Genomic DNA, 17,407 nt, shown 5'->3' on the forward strand with positions numbered 1-17,407 from the left:
ACAAAAAATATTGATTGACAAAACCGAACGTTTCATTTTAATGAATCGAGTCTTGTGAACACATCACGTTTGACGATTTGTGGTATTTTTGAACTAAAGTCGGAAAATGAAGCAAGAACGGCATCACTATGTATTTCAAATACAATTTTTAGGATTCAGATATAGTGGATGGCAGCAGCAACCCGGTCAGAAGACCATTGAGGGTATGCTCGTCAAAACCCTTACATTTATTCTTCCCGGCCGTAAGTTCAAAATTTTAGGTGCGGGCCGAACCGATGCCAAAGTTTCAGCATTACAAGCGGCCTTTGAACTGTTCTTGGAGGGTCAACCCATAGAAGACGATGTGAGTTTTACGGCAATTTTCAATGCAAATTTGCCTCCAGACATTAAAGTAATTAAAATGTATCAGGTCGATGAAAGCTTTAATATCATTCACGATAGTAAAAGCAAGCAATATGTATATCTCTTTTCCTTCGGACAAAAGAATCATCCGTTCTGTGCACCGTTCTTGGCGAATATTTTGGATAATCTCGACATAGAACTTATGACTGAGGCGGCAAAAATGTTTGTAGGAACCCATGATTTTTCATTGTATACGGCAAGCATTCAAGAGCATATAAAGGTTATCAGAACCATTCATTCATGCAAAATATGTAATAATGATTTTATTTCTGCCAGTTTTTTTCCTGAACTGACCTATGCTTTTGTAATAGAAGGTGAAGGCTTTATGCGCTATCAAGTTCGAATGATGATGGGTGCGCTCATACAATTGGGCAAAGGAATACTTTCCATTGAAGATATACGGCGTTCTTTGATTCCCGATTTAAGTATGAAGTTGGAATATATAGCTCCGGCTTCGGGACTATTGTTACATCGACTGGACTTTAAATAACCCATATGCCTTATAACTTTGTAGTATATTTATAGAAAGAACCCAACATGGCCAAAAGAAAAGCAGGAACCAAAACTACGAACCGAAAGACTTCAAAAAGGCGCAACAAACTCGGAAAGGCCCCTGGCACCATCACCTACATGGGCCACAGGGAGAATCTTTCTAGCGAAGTGGCCATTCTGGAATTCAACAGTGAATTCAGCACACTTCATAAACCGGGCAACATAGAGCAAATCGTTGCGCATAAAGATTCGCCAACAACCTCTTGGGTGAATATCGTCGGTTTGAACGATGAAAATTTTATTGAAAAAGTAGGCCATTACTTTGGTTTGAACTCTTTGGTTCTTGAGGATATCGTGAACACCCAACAGCGACCGAAAATCGATGAGTACGACGCTTATATTTTTGGTGTATTCAAAATGCTATATGTCAATGACGCCGATCAATTGGTCGGCGAACACGTAGCTATTGTTTTGCTCGACAACTGTGTTTTAATGTTTCAAGAGATCGAAGAAGATGTTTTTGATGGGGTCAGAGATCGTGTGGTAAACAAATATGGAAGAATTCGTAGTAAGGGACCCGACTATCTGTTTTTCGCCCTTTTAGATGCCATTATTGATAATTACTTTGTTGTGCTGGAGTACCTCAATCATAAGATTGAGCTTTTAGAGGAACAAGTTTATTCGAATCCCAATCCGGAGGTCGCACACGATATTCAGGACCTTAAAAAAGAAGTCTTAAAAGTCAGGCGTTGGATTTTCCCCGTAAAGGAATTGATTGGAAGGTTAATCGATTCAGAAAATCAATTGATATCAAAAGACACCAAAATGTTTTTGCGGGATGCACAAGATCATTGTATCGAAATCAACGAAAGTCTTCAGATTTACCGCGAAATATCAATGAGCCTTATGGAAATGTACATGAGCAACATGAGCAATAAGATGAACGAGGTAATGAAAGTACTGACCATAATGGCCTCAATCTTTATCCCCCTGACCTTCATTGCGGGAATTTATGGAATGAATTTTGACCATATGCCCGAACTGCATTGGGAATATGGATATTTTATGGTGTGGGGTGTAATGATTGTACTTTTTATAGGAATGTTGATCTACTTCAAAAGAAAAAACTGGTTGTAGAAGACAGGGGATATGCAACTATATCTTGATTTCGGCTAGCCGAATAAATCCGAAGATAGGTATCGGTCCCCACGATCACATATAATGCAGACAATAGTGCCACTTTCAAGAGTGTCGGCCAATCGCAATGCAGCGGTTACGGCCCCACCACTGCTCATTCCTGAAAATATGCCTTCTTCCATTGCCAATTTTCGGGCCATATCCGCAGCCTGTTCTTGGCTCACTTCTAAAATCGAGTCGACTTTATTTGGATTGAATATCTTGGGTAAATACGCTTCGGGCCATTTTCGAATACCGGGAATACTGGACCCATCCGTAGGCTGAACTCCTACGATTTGAACATCGGGGTTCTTTTCTTTCAAAAAGGTCGAGGTGCCCATAATCGTCCCTGTAGTTCCCATGGAAGATACGAAATGAGTAATCTCACCTTCGGTATCCTTCCAAATTTCTGGACCCGTTGTGTTGTAGTGCGCCTTCCAATTATCATCATTGGCAAATTGATTGATCATAATGAATCCGTCGTTTTTGACTTTTGATTCGGCGTAGTCCCTTGCGCCTTCGATTCCTACGTCCGATGAGGTCAATGTTACCTTCGCTCCAAAAGCGCGCATGGTCTGTACCCGTTCTTTGGTCGCGTTTTCGGGCATGACCAATTCCATGGTAAGTCCATAAATACTGGCTATCATAGCCAAGGCAATTCCGGTATTGCCACTAGTGGCTTCGATAAGTTTGGAGTTTCGGTCCAAATCTCCTCGCTCCAGTCCACTTTTCAACATATTATAAGCTGCGCGGTCTTTTACACTTCCTCCAGGGTTATGTCCTTCAAGTTTAAAAAACAGTTTTACGTTCTTGTTTTGGTTGAGCGTTCTTGATTCCACCAAGGGGGTGTTTCCGATAAGATCCAATATTGATTTAGGCATTGGGCAAGGTCTTTATTTTGATTTCAGGCGTATGGAAAACCGTTGAATTTGCAGGAACGGAGGCAGTTAGCCACGCATTTCCTCCTATGACACTATTCTCTCCGATAACTGTGTTTCCTCCTAAAATTGTGGCATTCGCATAGATGGTTACATTGTTTTCGATGGTGGGATGTCGCTTGGTCTTTTGCAAATTTTTGGCGACATAGAGGGCTCCGAGAGTAACGCCCTGATAGATTTTGACGTTATCTTTTATGACCGCGGTTTCGCCTATGACGACACCCGTTGCATGATCGATAAAGAACGATTTTCCTATTTGGGCCCCGGGATTGATATCCACTCCCGTCTGCCGGTGCGCATATTCGGTCATCAATCTTGGTACGAGCGGGAATCCCTTTTCATATAGCTCATGGGCCAAGCGATAAATGGCTATGGCGTAAAATCCTGGATAGGCCATGTAAACTTCCTCTATCGACAGCGACGCCGGGTCGCAGCTCACGATGGCTTCCGCATCCAAATTCAGGCTTTCCAAGATGGACGGTAATTCGGCTACATAGGTTTCCCATAATTTTTCGCATGGACTTTCCACGTTCCAGCACGCCATTTCAACAAGAATTTCGAATTCCTTTTCTAAGGCGGTAAGATTATCTTCGACCGGGGTATCGATATCGAACAAGGTATAGAAAAGCCTATCCGTAAATGATTCTACCTTCTTTTTTAGGGCAAATCGCAAATTCGGTTGCTTCTTATGGGCCTTGATTTTTTCTACCAGGGATGTACGGTTCATTTTTTGGAATTTGATATTCAAAATTAACCATAAATCCGAGCGGAGTTTAGGTCAAATGGTTAACTTTAGCTTAAAATCACAAGATATAGGTCGCATGTTACATCCTGTAATTACCAAAGAAACATTCCAATTTTTAAAAAAATTGGAGAAGAACAATGCCCGAGAGTGGTTCGAAGAACATAAAAAAGAATTTAAGGGGCATGAAGCGGATGTGAAACGGTTTTTTATATCCGTAATGGAGGGTTTGAAAGCCAACGATGAGATTGAGAAAATGAAAATGTTCCGTATTTACAGGGATGTTCGCTTTTCGAATGACAAGACCCCATACAAAACCCATCTTGCCGGCTCATTTTCAAGGGCCGGGGCTCGTTTGCGAGGCGGATACTATATGCATCTTAAACCCGGGGACAGCTTTATCGCTATGGGTTTTTGGGAACCCAATAAAGAAGATTTGCTCCGTATCAGAAAGGAGCTGGAACTCGATGCGACAGAATTTCGAAAAGTCATCAACGAAAAATCGTTCAAAAAAATATGGGGCGATTTGGTGGGTGATGAGGTAAAAACGGCGCCCAAAGGCTTCGATAAGGAGCATCAAAATATTGACCTGATCAAGAAAAAACAGTTCATTTTTGTGCGTAAGTTTAAAGATGAAGAGGTTCTTGACAAAGACTTTGGTAATACCATAGTCGAATCATTCAAAGCGGTAAGGCCTTATTTCGATTTGATGAGCGAGATACTTACCACCGATTTGAACGGAATCTCTTTGCTAAACTAGCACTGGCTCTTCGAAAAGCTGTATTTGGTCTTTGAACCTCATAATGACCATATTCATCATTCGTTTGTTCAGTGACGAAGAATTCTGGATGTAAAGGCCATATTCTTCAACGGTAAACTGGCCTATAATCATCCCTTTCAGCGAATTGCGAAGTTTGATGTCCTTCTGTATCGAGTTTTCAATGTATTCCAATTGGTTTTCAAGGGATAGTTCGTGAAAACGGTTCTTGTGCTTTCGAATATAATTTTTGAAAACACCAATGAGCAAGTCGTTTTGGAGTTTAAGAACTGGCCGTAAGGTCAGATTTTGGAACTGCTCTTCGGAACCGGTGTATTCGGAAATGGAAGCTGTTTTAATCTGAGGACGGATCTTGAGAAGATTTTGGGATCTTTCTGGCATGATTGGGAGTTTTTATAAAAGTACCCCATATTTCAAACGACTATGGATTGTCTTTGCATAGTTTTTAACGAGGTTATAAACAACAGGTATCATCGTTACTTTTTCAACCAATCAAGTCCTTTCTATCCCGTTAATATGCGTATTTTTAAGCATAAAAAAAGATATGAAAACTTCGGTAAATCCATATAATGGAAAAGTATTGTTCAAGTTCAAAACGTTGAACAGAAAGGAATTGAATGATATTATTGAAACTTCAAGTCAAATCTTTGATTCTTGGAGAAATACCACTTTTGAACATCGGTCCGAATTGCTATTGAATGCTGCCAAGGTATTGAGAGACCATAAAAATCAATATGCCGAAACCATTACCAAGGAAATGGGAAAGCCTATCTCACAATCGATTGCAGAAATCGAAAAATGTGCTTGGGTCTGTGAGTATTATGCTGAAAATGCAAAGAAACAGTTAGAAGATGAAGTCATCGAAACCGATGCGCATAAGAGTTATGTCCGCTATGAACCTTTAGGAGCGATATTGGCCGTAATGCCATGGAACTATCCGTTTTGGCAAGTATTCCGTTTTGCCGCCCCAAATTTAATGGCTGGGAATGTAGGACTCCTCAAACATGCCTCGAACGTGATGAAATCCGCCCAATTAATAGAAGCGACTTTTATAGAAGCGGGATTTCCCAAAGGCTGTTTTCAGAACTTACTTGTAGGAAGCGATACCATAAAGTCCATAATTGAAAATGATATAGTAAAGGCAGTTACCCTTACGGGCAGCAAACCGGCAGGATCATCGGTTGCCTCCATTGCCGGAAACGAGATAAAGAAAACCGTATTGGAACTCGGTGGAAGCAATGCGCTGATTATATTCGACAATGCCGATTTGGATAAGGCCGTCGAGACCTGTGTACAGGCACGCTTTCAAAATACAGGTCAAAGTTGTATCGCAGGTAAACGACTTCTGATTCAACAAGATATAGCCATTGAATTCACTAAAAAATTCAAGGAAGCCGTCCAAGAATTAAAAAGCGGCGACCCAATGGACAAAGAAACCTATATCGGAGTATTGGCCCGTGAAGATTTGGCCGAAGATTTGGAAAAACAGGTAGAGAAGTCCGTTGCAATGGGAGCGGAAATCATTTTGGGCGGAAAACGAAAAGGAACTTATTTCGAACCGACCATCTTGGTCAATGTTTCAAAGGAAATGCCCATTTTCAACGAAGAAACCTTTGGCCCTGCTATCGGAATCACTATTTTTGAAAGTGAACCCGATGCCGTTGATTTGTGCAATGCCTCCGATTTTGGTTTGGGTGTTTCCATTTTCACTTCGGACCTCGAAAAAGCCGAAAGACTGGTTCCTGAATTTAACGAGGGCGCTGTATTTGTCAACGAACTTGTTAAAAGCGACCCACGGCTTCCTTTCGGGGGCGTAAAGATTTCCGGATATGGCAGGGAACTCTCGGCGCACGGCATCAGGGAATTTGTAAATAAGAAAACCGTTTATATCAAAAAATGAAATTTGGAAAAGTAGATAATCCTGAATTGATTGATTTTTCGATTCCGAAAGACCATCCGGACACTCCTGTACTCTTGTCAAAATACAAAGGCGATAACCCTTTGAACGTCTATGTCGGTTGCGCGAAATGGAACCGGCAAGACCTTAAGAATTTCTACCCGCGCGGCACTAAGGACGAATTGGCCTATTATTCAACGCAATTCAACTGTATCGAATTGAATGCTACTTTTTATCGCATATTTCCGGCGGAAACCTATGTGAACTGGAATGGCAAGACTCCTGAAAATTTCAAGTTTTTTCCAAAAATCGTTCAAAACGTCAGTCATTTACGCAGATTGAACGACCAAGCCTATCACATTTTGGAGGAATATTTGAACGTAACCTCAAATTTGGATACTAAATTAGGCACCATCTTTTTACAGATGCACAATAACTTTAGTCCCAAAGATTGGGATAGGGTAGTGCGTTTTGTTGAAAATTGGCCTAAGGAGTTTTCTCTGGCCATGGAATTTCGGCACACAGACTGGTTCAATGACGAAAAAATTTCCCAAGAACTGTATCATTTGTTAGAGGAGAACGATATCGCCAATATATTGGTCGACACCGCAGGTAGACGCGATTTAATGCATATGCGCCTGACCAATAACGAGGCATTTATTCGCTACGTAGGTGCGAATCACGAAAGCGATTATTCACGTTTGGATGAATGGGTAGAAAAATTGGCGGACTGGAAGCAAAAAGGACTGAAGAACATCCATTTTTTCGTGCATCAAAATATGGAGTTGGCATCTCCGCTACTTTCCGCATACTTTATTCCGAAATTGAACGAGAAATTGGGGTGTAATTTGCATATTCCTAAAACTTTGGGAGGTTCGGATTTAAAACTGTTCTAACGACAGATTCTTCCCTAATTTTGCCTTAATCAAAATATGTGTTATGAGATTTCACACAAGAAAATGGGTAAAACCTGAAGATTTAAATGCCAACGAGACCCTTTTCGGTGGCCGAGTACTTGCATGGGTAGATGAGGAGGCCGCCTTGTACAGTATCATTCAATTGGAGAATAAAAGAGTGGTCACCAAATACATGTCGGAAATCAACTTTATGAGCACTGCAAATCAAGGCGATGTTATTGAAATCGGAATCGAAGTCGTGAAATTCGGAAAATCATCGTTGACCTTGAATTGCGAAGTTCGAAATAAAATGACCCATGAAACCATTGTGACGGTCGACAATATCATCATGGTCAATCTAGATGAGAACGGCAAGCCCTTACCGCATGGAAAGACCAAAGTGGAATTTGTTAAAGATCGCCTGGCCTCGAAAACCTAGAGACTATTTCAAAACAGTCTCTTAACCTTGCTGCATTTCAGAAGCCGCGGCTTGGACCTCGTCCAACACTCGCAACAAATTTTCGCCCCAAAGTTTCGCAATATCCTCTTCAGAATAACTCCGTTTCACTAACTCAAGGGTCACATTGAAAGTTTCAGAAGCGTCCGACCATCCTTCAATACCGCCTCCGCCATCAAAATCAGAACTAATGCCTACATGGTCAATACCAATCAAATCGACCATATAATCAATATGGTCTACAAAGTCGGACACGTCAACAGCTGGCGGGGCATCAGATTTCTTTAAGACGACTTGTTTTGCGATGGTGGTGACCTTGGGGTAATTCTCCATCAAATTCTCCTTCTGTGCATCTGTTAGTGTCGGAAAATCTTTGAACTCGAACCATTCAACACCCAATGAGTCAGCGACTTCCTTGTTGATTTCTTTCATATATGCAGCTCTGGCATCATTCTTTTTGGTGTTAAGATAGGCTCCAAAGGCAACGGTCTGTACCACACCACCGTTCTCTTTCATCAACTTCAACTGCTCATCATCGAGGTTTCGACTATGGTCACATAATGCCCTCGCCGATGAGTGAGAAGCGATAATCGGGGCTTTTGAAAGTTCGATCATCTGTAACATCGCTGCTTTGGAAGGATGCGACACATCAATCATAATACCCAATCTATTCATCTCTACTACAGAATTTTTACCCAATTCACTTAAACCATTATGTAACCATATACTATCGGCTTCTCCCGTATTCGAATCCGAAAATTGACTGTGGCCGTTGTGAGCCAATGACACATATCGTGCGCCGAGTTTGTGATATTTTTCAAAATTGGCAAGATTTTCACCAATGGGATAGGCATTTTCAACACCGATCATGACCACTTTCTTTCCAGCCTTATCTATTCTGCGTACATCTGCCGAGGTCAACGCCATTTCGATTTGGTCCGGTGCGATAGCTTCACAAAGTCGGTGAATGGCCTCGAATTTGGAAATTGCATTGGCCTCGGCCTTTGCGTATCCTTCGTTTGTTAAGGTATCTTGACCGGTGTAGACAATGAACCAGGCGACATCTAATCCGCCTTCTTTCATCTTTGGCAAGTTTACCTGCGTTTCAAGACGTTGGGTATAGTTAATACTATCCGTAAAATTCTTGATATTGATATCATCATGGGTGTCAATGGTAATCACTTTTTCGTGAATCCTCATGGCCTTTTCTTCAAGGCTTTCTTCAGTCTTCTTCTGTGTTTCTGAACAGGATACCATGACCAAAATAAATGTAAAAATTAAAGAATGTCTCATACGTGTAGGAAATTAAACATACAAATAAAGCATTTTGACAACATAAATGGAAGCTTAGGTAACATTTAATTGTACAAACAACTTGAATTCCTGAGTTTTACAGGTATAACATGAAAAATGTTAAGAAAAAAAATACATTTTCTGAAGGCAAATTTGTAAGAATTTAAAAACCTTCTCTAACCCAAATCGTTTCCCCAATTGAAATCGAAGGACCTACTTTCTAAACTATCCGTATTGGAGTCATTATTGACAGATTTTTCGTATGAAGAATTGAGAGTTGAAGATGCGGCTCTTCTTAAGAAGTCCTATCAAGTTTTCAAGGATGATCTAGAGACCATGATTTTTGGAAAGCCTACCTATTCCGCCCAAAACAAATCAGTTGAATCAGAGGATATTGCCGAGAAGGGTAATTTGAATCTTTTGGAAGGCAAGTCCGTGTTAGTCTTTGAGGATGACCCTCTGAACCGACACCTGATCCGTCAACAGTTTAAAATGTTCGATTGTGAAATACACATGATCGAAAATGCCCATCATGGCGTTGAAATTCTCGAAAAAAACAAAATTGATTTAGTTATAATGGATTTACGGATGCCCGGTATGACAGGCTTTGAAGCTACGGATCTGATTAGAAAGCATAATCTTGAAGAGGTGCGAAATGTACCCATCATTGCCATATCCGCTGATTTTAGCGAAAATGATGAGGCACTTTGTGTCAAGCATGGTATTAACGATTTCATTCTAAAGCCTTACAAAATCGACCAACTTCTAGAGAAAATAGGTCACATATTCGGTTTTGCTCCATTTACTTCGAATGAATTCACAAACACTACTAATCAATATAAAAATTCAAAAGTAGATTTCAGACAATTGTTGGATGATTGCATGGGCGATATAGAACTATTGAACGAGCTCATTAGACTATTCAAATTAAACGTATGGGAATTTATCGGAGCCACCAAAATATATCTACAAGACAAAAACTTTGAACAACTGAAATTTGAGGCCCACAAACTAAAAAACGGATTGGCCATGATCAATGCGCATAGCCTACAGAGCATAATTTTTGAGTTCTATGAGGTTTGTTTATCCGGCAAGGACCTCGAACGTCTTGCAGATTTAAAACAAAGGTTCATAGATGAATATCAGGTCGTTGAGAAAACTATTGACTCGGGTCTTTCAGAGTTATTGAATGATTAAAGAAAAGGATGATGAAGAAAAAATTATTACTGGCGGAAGATGACGAACTGTTGTCCGCCTTATTGAATTACCGTCTTGAAAAGGAAGGGTACCAGGTCATTGTTTGTCGTGATGGCAAAGAGGTCAAGGAATATCTGGGTCAAGATTGCCCTGATATTATCGTTACCGATATCATGATGCCTTATTTTTCTGGTATGGAGCTTATAGATTTTGTAAGGAAAGAGATGAACTCCGAGGTTCCGATTATTATTATTTCTTCGGCAGGTAACGAAGAAAATGTTTTGAACGCCTTTGAACTGGGGGCCAATGATTTTATCGCCAAACCCGTGAGTCCCGCCGAGCTGATGGTTCGGGTCAATAGAGAACTTAGTAAAAAGTGACTTGCAAATACGAATAGCCACATATCAAGCACAGGCCCTCATAGGTGCCCCAAAAATCCATACGGATCTTTTGTGGGACCTTACTTTTTTATTCGTCGGGCTGGCGGTACTTTATTTTACGGGAGTTTTCTTTTTTAGAAATAGAATTTCTTCACAAACCAAAAAGCTAAAACTTCGTAAAGATGAGTTTTCGCCAATGATCAGCGAGTTTCTTTTTTATGACGATAATGCCTCCAAAGACGAGAAAACAAGATATATCGAGCTCAAATTGGAAATACGGCAACTATTGAAAGATGATTTTAATAGAAAATCACTAGCCGAGATATTGCTTGATTTGAGAAAAGATGTTTCTGGCGATACACAATTACGTCTTTTTAAGCTTTACAAAGACTTGGGACTACATAAAGATGCCTATCAAAAGCTGAAAAGCTGGCGATGGGAGAGGGTCTCAAAAGGAATCATGGAGCTGACCCAAATGCAAGTGGTAGAATCGTATAATCTAATTACCAAATTTATCAACGATAAGCGATCTACCATCCGTAAACAGGCGGAAATTGCAACGGTAACTTTAAAACCTGATGGTATCACTTACTTTTTGGATACAACTCGCTACAAAATTTCGGAATGGCAGCAATTGAAAATATTGGATGTACTCCGCAATTTTGAAGACTTTCAACCTCCACGTTTTAAGGCATGGCTGACTTCTACGAACCGACACGTCGTTCTGTTCGCATTACGCTTAATCAAATATTACAATCAGAATGATGTGAATGCATCGCTCGTGGTGTTAGTAAAGCATAAGAATGACCAAATAAAGACAGAGGCTCTGAAATGCATCAAAGAATTCAATGTTTTTGAAGCCATTGAAACCCTTGAAATTGTTTTTGGAAAAATTCTGTGGATTTAAAAATTTCCATTTTGGATGTCATCGCGACCATCGGTAACCAAGAACACCTCCAATTTTTAGAGCTTATCGAAAAGAAGGAGAAAAACTTTTCGGTCAAGAGCAAAGCATTAAGCGCCATAAATGCGATTTCACCGGAAAGTGTTCTGCCGACCGTAGGAATCATGGATATTTCCAAGTATCAGATTCCACCTGACATCGTATCGGTGGAAACCCAAGAAATGGAAGAAGACCTAGAAGTATTTCCCGAAGCTTCCCAAGAAGTTCAGGAATTACATGAAGAAATAAAAACGGAAGAAAAAGTAACAGAGGAATCTCAAAAAAGCATACAGGATCTTTCGGAAGTTGCAGCAATAGAGCAGGAAAGCTACGATGAGATTAAAACAGATGAAATAGTAATATCTGTAAATAATATTGAGGTCACGGATTACCAAGTCGTATCCGCTGCCGAAGAAATACAACCGAGATTCGAAGAAATCAAACCTTCAGAAAATATAGTGCAAATCGATGAAGATTTACAAGGTATAAACCTTGGTTTTTTGCCCATTGTGGTAAGCGCTGAGCTTAATGATAGTAAAATGGATTCGGAAGATAAACAACAAACCGGTTCCGACCACTTAGAAGAGCCAATAGTTGAGAATATACCTGTGGTGTACGAGCTTTTGGCAAATGATAAAGTTTCTTTTGAAAAAAAGACTGATTCCGTAGAGCCCGCACCAGTTGATGAAATCGATATTTCAGAGTTGAATTTCTTGCCCATCGTAGTGGAAGATGAACCCGAGCATGATGTGAACACGGTAGCTTCGGAATATCGATATACGCCAAATCTTTCCAAGGAATTGAAAAAAGAACGTCTATTAGAAACAAAGGTCGTTTTTGAAGAGATAAAGTATGTCCCAGAATACATGGATATGGTAGTAGTTTGTGAAATAGTGGACATAGAAATAAATAAAAGCAATCACAAAAATATAGACCCTAGCTCCGTAAGTACTATTGATTACGACCAGATCCGTAATCTTGAAGTCCATTTTGAAGAAATGGCACAAAAGTCCGGCCAATTTCCTATTGAGGAATCTTTGCATGCTAGAAATGGCTGGGACTTTGATACACTTAGTGATGTAGAATCATTGAATGACGAAAATAATGTTGTTTCTCAATTGGGGAGCAACTATCCCGAAGATTATCAAGACGAAAAAGATGATATCAAAAACATGATTGGCAACATACAGAATTCAAGCCTATACGACGAAAATATCCGTAAAAGAATGGACCTTCTCGATGATATCGATGAGTTGGGCGATGAGAGAGAAATTCCATTGCTATTGGAATATTTACGGGAAGAGAAAATTGAGGTAATAAAAAGTAGAATCCGTGAAATCATAAGCAAATTTTCCCACACGGAAATCGAACAATTGCAACAGGCCAAAGAAACTTCTGAAAAAGCATATGAAGGGCCTTCGACTATTGAAACCTTTTTTCAGGAATGTGACGAAGAGTCCCAATTGGTATTGCTTAACTGCTCTTGGGACCTCATGGACGAAAAAGATGTCGGCTTTCTTAAAAAATTGCTAGACAACGAGAACCCATTAATTCAAGAAAAGGCGGAAATGGTATTGGAGCACATTCAAGAAGATGTCTTGAATCCACCCGAGTCCATCGAGAGTTCCATGCCACTCAAAATGACAGCTTCCATTGACTTAAAATCGTCAAGCGAGCGAAGGGAAATTTTGGAAACCGAAAAGGATAAACCGAGTGATCCAAAAGACATTTTTGATATTGGCTTTGAGATTGATCTTGAAGAAGAGGAAGAAGAAAACGAGAAAACATTGCTCGACGAAAGCCTGAAAAGCGAAAATGGCATCGTCGGCTGTTTGCTTTCCATCAAATCCCTAATCCTAGAAACACTCCATGGATAGTGAAGTATTTGGTATCATTTTAGAGTACATAAATGTCGTTTTCCTGACATTTACGGTAGTGCTTTTCACCATGTTCACGGTCATGGGGTACCTATCTACGCGCAATTCTATCCATTATCGAAATAAGAACAGTTTTGGGGATATGTCTAAAGTAATGGCATCACCTTTGGCTCCCAGCATTACCATAATTGCACCGGCCTATAACGAGGGTATGACCATTGTCGAGAACATCCGATCTTTGATGTCTCTACGATACGTGAACTATGAAGTCATGGTGGTGAACGATGGCAGTAAAGATGATACATTGCAAAAGATGATCGATGCCTATGATCTCGAACTGATAGAACAAAAAATAGATCCCGAATGGCGTAATAAACCGATACGGGGCATCTATAAATCTCCGCATAGGGCTTTCTCGAAACTAACCGTAATCGACAAAGAAAACGGAGGTAAGTCGGATGCCCTGAACACCGGCATGGCCCTGTCAAGCAACCAGTATGTGGGCTGTATCGATGTGGATTGCCTTCTTCTACCCGATGCGCTTTTACATGTGGTCAAATCATTTTTTCAGCGCTCTGAAAAGCGGGTAATTGCCGTGGGCGGGGTTATCCGGGTTGCCAATTCGTGTAAGATCAATGGAGGGGAACTGGAAGAAATCCGTTTGCCGACTAATTGGTTGGCACGCTTTCAGTTGCTCGAATACACACGCTCATTTATTTTGGGTCGAATGGCCTGGGGCCGTATCGACAGCCTTTTGATCATTTCAGGGGCCTTTGGTTTTTTTGATCGTGAAATCGCACTGGCCGTTGGCGGATATGATACAGGTACCGTGGGTGAGGACATGGAAATCGTCTTCAAGATGCGAAGATATATGCACGATTGCAAAATGCCCTATACGGTGGAATATATTCCTGATTCTTTGTGCTGGACGGAAGTTCCCGAAGACCTGAAAATATTCGTGAATCAACGAGATCGTTGGGCAAGGGGGAATTTGGAGACCCTTTTCAAGCATAAGGATATGTTCTTCAATTCAAAGTACGGCAGATTGGGGCTCATCAGTTATCCGTATTGGTTTTTCTATGAATGGATGGCTCCCTTGATGGAGTTTTTTGGGTTTTTTACTATTATAATTTTTACCTATTTGGGCATCCTAAATTGGGAATTTTTCATTGCTATTACGGCCGCGGTCTATATGTTTTCGGTAATGTTTTCCTTTTACGCCATTCTTTGGGATGTGTACTCCTATAACGAATACAAAAAAACAAAGGATATTCTGATTCTCATGGGATGCGCCATTGTTGAGCCTCTGATATTCCATCCGATCGTAGTGTGGTCTGCGGTACGTGGAAACTATAAAAAATTGTTCAAGGTAAAATCAGGTTGGGGATCACAGGTCCGTAAAGGTTTTGCCAAAGCGACATGAGAAGAAGTGTGAGGTATGAAATACGAAGTACCAATTATGCGATATGAAATTGAGATTATGAGTTGTAAAATTAGTGTGAAGGTGGAGATTGAAGATTTTAAAATAAGCAGTAATCGATAATTAATAGTCAATTGTGAATACGAGCGAACTGGATAGATATACGCTGAAGCAGTACACAAGATTGATAATTTCATTCTTTGGCTGCCTGTTTGTGCTTTCTATTTACCAATATACTACCTTATATTTCAAGGGTGTTGTAGATACTATTTTGAGCACTAGTTTTTTCATTGCCGTGGTGCACCAGATGGGGTTTGCATCTTTGGCCGGGGTTATACTTGCTTTTCCCTTTAATTTTTGGGAGAATTTTAGACCACGATACGGATTTAATCTGGTTTTCGTTCTGCTGACTTTTTTGTTGATCATAGAGGCTGTGCTTATAAGTTACTACTGCACGGCTCTCGTTCCGCTGGGTTCCGATTTGTTGGGTTATAGTTTTGCGGATATCAAGACAACGATTTCCAATTCTGGAGGTATGTCCTTTGGACTTATACTTGGCATTTTGGTTATCACGGGCATGTTCTTCGGTCTTTATAAGGTTACTTCGAAATATTACCATTACATCAGTAAGATGTACCCGTTTACCATCATTCTTTTTAGCATGTTCATTATGACGCTGTTTATCGATGGAAAACCAATTAACCAAAACAAGACCCAATACTTGGCTCTAAACCTGTATGAGACCTCTACTGAAGGTACTTCCTATAATTCGGATGTCGAATACCCATTGATAAAGACGGGTCAGGTTCAAAATGTACTTGGAGAATATTTTGAACTGAGGGAAGAAAAACCCAATATCGTCTTTATAATGGTCGAAGGCCTGGGAAGGGATTTTGTGGGTGAAGGTGCAGAATATCAAGGTTTTACACCTTTTTTGGATTCACTGACCACAAAATCGTTGTATTGGGAAAACTGCTTGAGCAATACCGGTAGGACCTTCGGGGTACTGCCTTCGCTGCTGGGCTCCTTGCCTTTTGGCAAGAGTGGTTTTATGGAACTGGAGAAATATCCCAATAAACTGACTTTGTTCAGTATTTTGAAAAACAATGGGTATCATACTTCATTTTATCAGGGTACCAATAGTTCTTTTGACAACGTGGATCGTTTTCTCACCAGTGAGAATGTCGATTTTGTTCTGGACAAATCCGGTTTTGGTAGCAAATATGAAATGCAAGCCGAAGATGCGGCGGGTTCTTCATGGGGTTATCCCGATAGGGAACTCTTCAAAAAGAGCATGAGTCTTCCGAGGGAAACCGAGCAGCCAAGAATCGAGGTCTATATGACCATTAGTACGCACGAACCTTTCATTCCGCCTAGACAGGAATTGTATGAGGATAAAGTCCAAAAGATTCTAGCAAAGGGCCAACATCAGGGAAAGATCAAAAATGTCATTGAAAAAAATGATAATGTTTTTGCTACACTTTTGTACACCGATGATGCATTAAACTATGTGTTCGAGGAGTACAAAAAGCAGCCAAATTATGATAATACCATATTTATTGTAACGGGCGACCACAGACTTATCCCCATCCCGCAACGCAATAACCTTAGTCGTTTTCACGTGCCTTTGATCATGTACAGCCCTATGTTGAAAACGACCAAAAAAATGAGCGCGGTTTCCTCACATTTTGATGTTACTCCTACGCTTTTGGCGCTTTTGGGTAATAAATATGAGCTCAAAATGCCAAAGAAAGTCGCGTGGATGGGGGATGCGCTCGATACGCAATCCGAATTCCGGTCTGTAAAAGATATTCCTTTGATGCGTAACAAGAACGAATTAAAAGAATATATCAGTGGAGACAAACTCTATTCCGATGGGTCGATATATGGGATTGATGAAAATATGGACCTAAGTACTTCCTTTGGTGGTTCAAAGGCTGAGACAAAGCTTGAAAGCTTCAAATCTCTGAATGCCTACGTCACCAACAACGATAAGATAATTCCCGATAGTCTGGCCATTTTTTCAGTACAAAAGGAAAAATTCACGGATAGCGAGATAGTTTGGATCAATAGCGTCTACAACGGACAGAATTTCGACAAGGTATATATGATTGCTCGAGAATTGGCCTTCAAAAAGGAATATGAAAAGTCATTATTGCTTTGCAGATATATTCTTTCGGAATCGCCCAGTCATATAGACACGAAGGTATTGACGGGAAGAGTCAATGTATGGATGGGAAATTATGATAAATCCATAGAAATATTGAAGGCCTGTATTAAGATGAATCCGAATTATATCGATTCCTATTCGGCGCTGTTCGATGTGTATTTCTGGTCAGATCGAACCACAGAGGCATTGGACCTGATTGAAATTGTACAAGAGAATAGTTCGAATGCAAATGAGATTGCCGACAAAATTTCAAGGGCGAGGATGCAAGCTCGAAAGATGGGCATCTCATTATCCCGGAAAAAGGAAACTGCTGATATATCTTTTGAAGACTAATGCTAAAAAAACGTAC

Annotated in this window: 16 protein-coding genes; 12 read left to right on the forward strand and 4 right to left on the reverse strand. The window is 40.4% G+C overall.

Going from position 1 to position 17,407, the window contains the following annotated elements:
• Nucleotides 1-106 precede the first annotated feature (106 nt).
• The gene (truA, locus tag N8A86_RS18800; protein ID WP_273566770.1) at nucleotides 107-892 is read left to right on the forward strand and encodes a tRNA pseudouridine(38-40) synthase TruA; all 786 of its coding nucleotides are present in this window, start codon (nucleotides 107-109) and stop codon (nucleotides 890-892) included.
• Between the two features lie 47 nt (nucleotides 893-939).
• Entirely contained in the window at nucleotides 940-2,031 is a 1,092-nt protein-coding gene (gene corA, locus N8A86_RS18805) for a magnesium/cobalt transporter CorA (protein WP_273566771.1), read from the forward strand.
• A gap of 35 nt (nucleotides 2,032-2,066) precedes the next feature.
• Here corA and cysM read toward each other — a convergent pair whose 3' ends face one another.
• Both cysM and epsC read right to left on the reverse strand, forming a co-directional pair.
• A complete protein-coding gene (cysM, locus tag N8A86_RS18810) occupies nucleotides 2,067-2,951 on the reverse strand; it encodes a cysteine synthase CysM (RefSeq protein WP_273566772.1) in 885 nt (294 codons plus the stop codon).
• Nucleotides 2,944-3,735 (reverse strand): serine O-acetyltransferase EpsC, encoded by a 792-nt coding sequence (epsC, locus tag N8A86_RS18815; RefSeq protein ID WP_273566773.1) that lies wholly within the window; start codon nucleotides 3,733-3,735, stop codon nucleotides 2,944-2,946. The genes cysM and epsC overlap by 8 nt, the downstream gene beginning before the upstream one ends.
• A gap of 94 nt (nucleotides 3,736-3,829) precedes the next feature.
• Between epsC and N8A86_RS18820 the strand changes: the two genes are divergently transcribed.
• Complete coding sequence (locus N8A86_RS18820) at nucleotides 3,830-4,510, forward strand: DUF2461 domain-containing protein (RefSeq protein ID WP_273566774.1); 681 nt, start codon at nucleotides 3,830-3,832, stop codon at nucleotides 4,508-4,510.
• Here the strand turns inward: N8A86_RS18820 and N8A86_RS18825 are convergent.
• A complete protein-coding gene (locus N8A86_RS18825; RefSeq protein WP_273566775.1) occupies nucleotides 4,502-4,909 on the reverse strand; it encodes a glyoxalase in 408 nt (135 codons plus the stop codon). The genes N8A86_RS18820 and N8A86_RS18825 overlap by 9 nt on opposite strands.
• Nucleotides 4,910-5,072: 163 nt before the next feature.
• Here N8A86_RS18825 and N8A86_RS18830 point away from each other — a divergent pair, with 163 nt between their 5' ends.
• Genes N8A86_RS18830 through N8A86_RS18840 form a run of 3 tightly spaced genes read left to right on the forward strand, consistent with a single transcriptional unit; the run spans nucleotide 5,073 to nucleotide 7,760 of the window.
• On the forward strand, nucleotides 5,073-6,428 hold the full coding sequence (locus tag N8A86_RS18830; protein ID WP_273566776.1) for an NAD-dependent succinate-semialdehyde dehydrogenase: 1,356 nt from the start codon (nucleotides 5,073-5,075) through the stop codon (nucleotides 6,426-6,428).
• Nucleotides 6,425-7,321 (forward strand): DUF72 domain-containing protein, encoded by an 897-nt coding sequence (locus tag N8A86_RS18835; protein ID WP_273566777.1) that lies wholly within the window; start codon nucleotides 6,425-6,427, stop codon nucleotides 7,319-7,321. The genes N8A86_RS18830 and N8A86_RS18835 overlap by 4 nt, the downstream gene beginning before the upstream one ends.
• Nucleotides 7,322-7,364: 43 nt before the next feature.
• The gene (locus N8A86_RS18840; RefSeq protein ID WP_273566778.1) at nucleotides 7,365-7,760 is read left to right on the forward strand and encodes an acyl-CoA thioesterase; all 396 of its coding nucleotides are present in this window, start codon (nucleotides 7,365-7,367) and stop codon (nucleotides 7,758-7,760) included.
• Nucleotides 7,761-7,781: 21 nt separating this feature from the next.
• On the opposite strand, the gene N8A86_RS18845 is transcribed toward N8A86_RS18840, so the two are convergent.
• Complete coding sequence (locus tag N8A86_RS18845; protein WP_273566779.1) at nucleotides 7,782-9,071, reverse strand: dipeptidase; 1,290 nt, start codon at nucleotides 9,069-9,071, stop codon at nucleotides 7,782-7,784.
• Between the two features lie 198 nt (nucleotides 9,072-9,269).
• On the opposite strand from N8A86_RS18845, the gene N8A86_RS18850 reads away from it, so the two are divergent.
• From N8A86_RS18850 to N8A86_RS18875, 6 genes are all read left to right on the forward strand, one after another.
• The gene (locus N8A86_RS18850; protein WP_273566780.1) at nucleotides 9,270-10,268 is read left to right on the forward strand and encodes a response regulator; all 999 of its coding nucleotides are present in this window, start codon (nucleotides 9,270-9,272) and stop codon (nucleotides 10,266-10,268) included.
• An 8-nt stretch (nucleotides 10,269-10,276) separates the two neighbouring features.
• A complete protein-coding gene (locus N8A86_RS18855) occupies nucleotides 10,277-10,648 on the forward strand; it encodes a response regulator transcription factor (RefSeq protein ID WP_273566781.1) in 372 nt (123 codons plus the stop codon).
• A gap of 1 nt (nucleotide 10,649) precedes the next feature.
• Nucleotides 10,650-11,555: a hypothetical protein gene (locus N8A86_RS18860; RefSeq protein WP_273566782.1), complete on the forward strand. Its 906-nt coding sequence runs from the start codon at nucleotides 10,650-10,652 to the stop codon at nucleotides 11,553-11,555.
• Entirely contained in the window at nucleotides 11,546-13,468 is a 1,923-nt protein-coding gene (locus N8A86_RS18865; protein WP_273566783.1) for a hypothetical protein, read from the forward strand. Before N8A86_RS18860 ends, N8A86_RS18865 begins: the two co-directional genes overlap by 10 nt.
• Nucleotides 13,461-14,891 carry a glycosyltransferase family 2 protein gene (locus tag N8A86_RS18870; RefSeq protein ID WP_273566784.1) on the forward strand — a complete coding sequence of 477 codons (1,431 nt, stop codon included), beginning with the start codon at nucleotides 13,461-13,463 and terminating at the stop codon, nucleotides 14,889-14,891. Before N8A86_RS18865 ends, N8A86_RS18870 begins: the two co-directional genes overlap by 8 nt.
• A gap of 133 nt (nucleotides 14,892-15,024) precedes the next feature.
• On the forward strand, nucleotides 15,025-17,391 hold the full coding sequence (locus tag N8A86_RS18875; RefSeq protein ID WP_273566785.1) for a sulfatase-like hydrolase/transferase: 2,367 nt from the start codon (nucleotides 15,025-15,027) through the stop codon (nucleotides 17,389-17,391).
• The last annotated feature ends 16 nt before the right edge of the window (nucleotides 17,392-17,407 follow it).

Source organism: Maribacter halichondriae (assembly GCF_027474825.1).
Taxonomy (GTDB): Bacteria; Bacteroidota; Bacteroidia; order Flavobacteriales; family Flavobacteriaceae; genus Meishania; species Meishania halichondriae.

Excerpts from the sequence above, each read along its gene's own strand:
- corA (WP_273566771.1), top strand. The coding sequence starts at position 940 with ATGGCCAAAAGAAAAGCAGGAACCAAAACTACGAACCGAAAGACTTCA.
- N8A86_RS18825 (WP_273566775.1), bottom strand. The coding sequence starts at position 4,909 with ATGCCAGAAAGATCCCAAAATCTTCTCAAGATCCGTCCTCAGATTAAA.
- N8A86_RS18820 (WP_273566774.1), top strand. The coding sequence starts at position 3,830 with ATGTTACATCCTGTAATTACCAAAGAAACATTCCAATTTTTAAAAAAA.
- N8A86_RS18845 (WP_273566779.1), bottom strand. The coding sequence starts at position 9,071 with ATGAGACATTCTTTAATTTTTACATTTATTTTGGTCATGGTATCCTGT.
- N8A86_RS18870 (WP_273566784.1), top strand. The coding sequence starts at position 13,461 with ATGGATAGTGAAGTATTTGGTATCATTTTAGAGTACATAAATGTCGTT.
- N8A86_RS18840 (WP_273566778.1), top strand. The coding sequence starts at position 7,365 with ATGAGATTTCACACAAGAAAATGGGTAAAACCTGAAGATTTAAATGCC.
- N8A86_RS18855 (WP_273566781.1), top strand. The coding sequence starts at position 10,277 with ATGATGAAGAAAAAATTATTACTGGCGGAAGATGACGAACTGTTGTCC.
- truA (WP_273566770.1), top strand. The coding sequence starts at position 107 with ATGAAGCAAGAACGGCATCACTATGTATTTCAAATACAATTTTTAGGA.
- epsC (WP_273566773.1), bottom strand. The coding sequence starts at position 3,735 with ATGAACCGTACATCCCTGGTAGAAAAAATCAAGGCCCATAAGAAGCAA.
- N8A86_RS18830 (WP_273566776.1), top strand. The coding sequence starts at position 5,073 with ATGAAAACTTCGGTAAATCCATATAATGGAAAAGTATTGTTCAAGTTC.
- N8A86_RS18835 (WP_273566777.1), top strand. The coding sequence starts at position 6,425 with ATGAAATTTGGAAAAGTAGATAATCCTGAATTGATTGATTTTTCGATT.
- cysM (WP_273566772.1), bottom strand. The coding sequence starts at position 2,951 with ATGCCTAAATCAATATTGGATCTTATCGGAAACACCCCCTTGGTGGAA.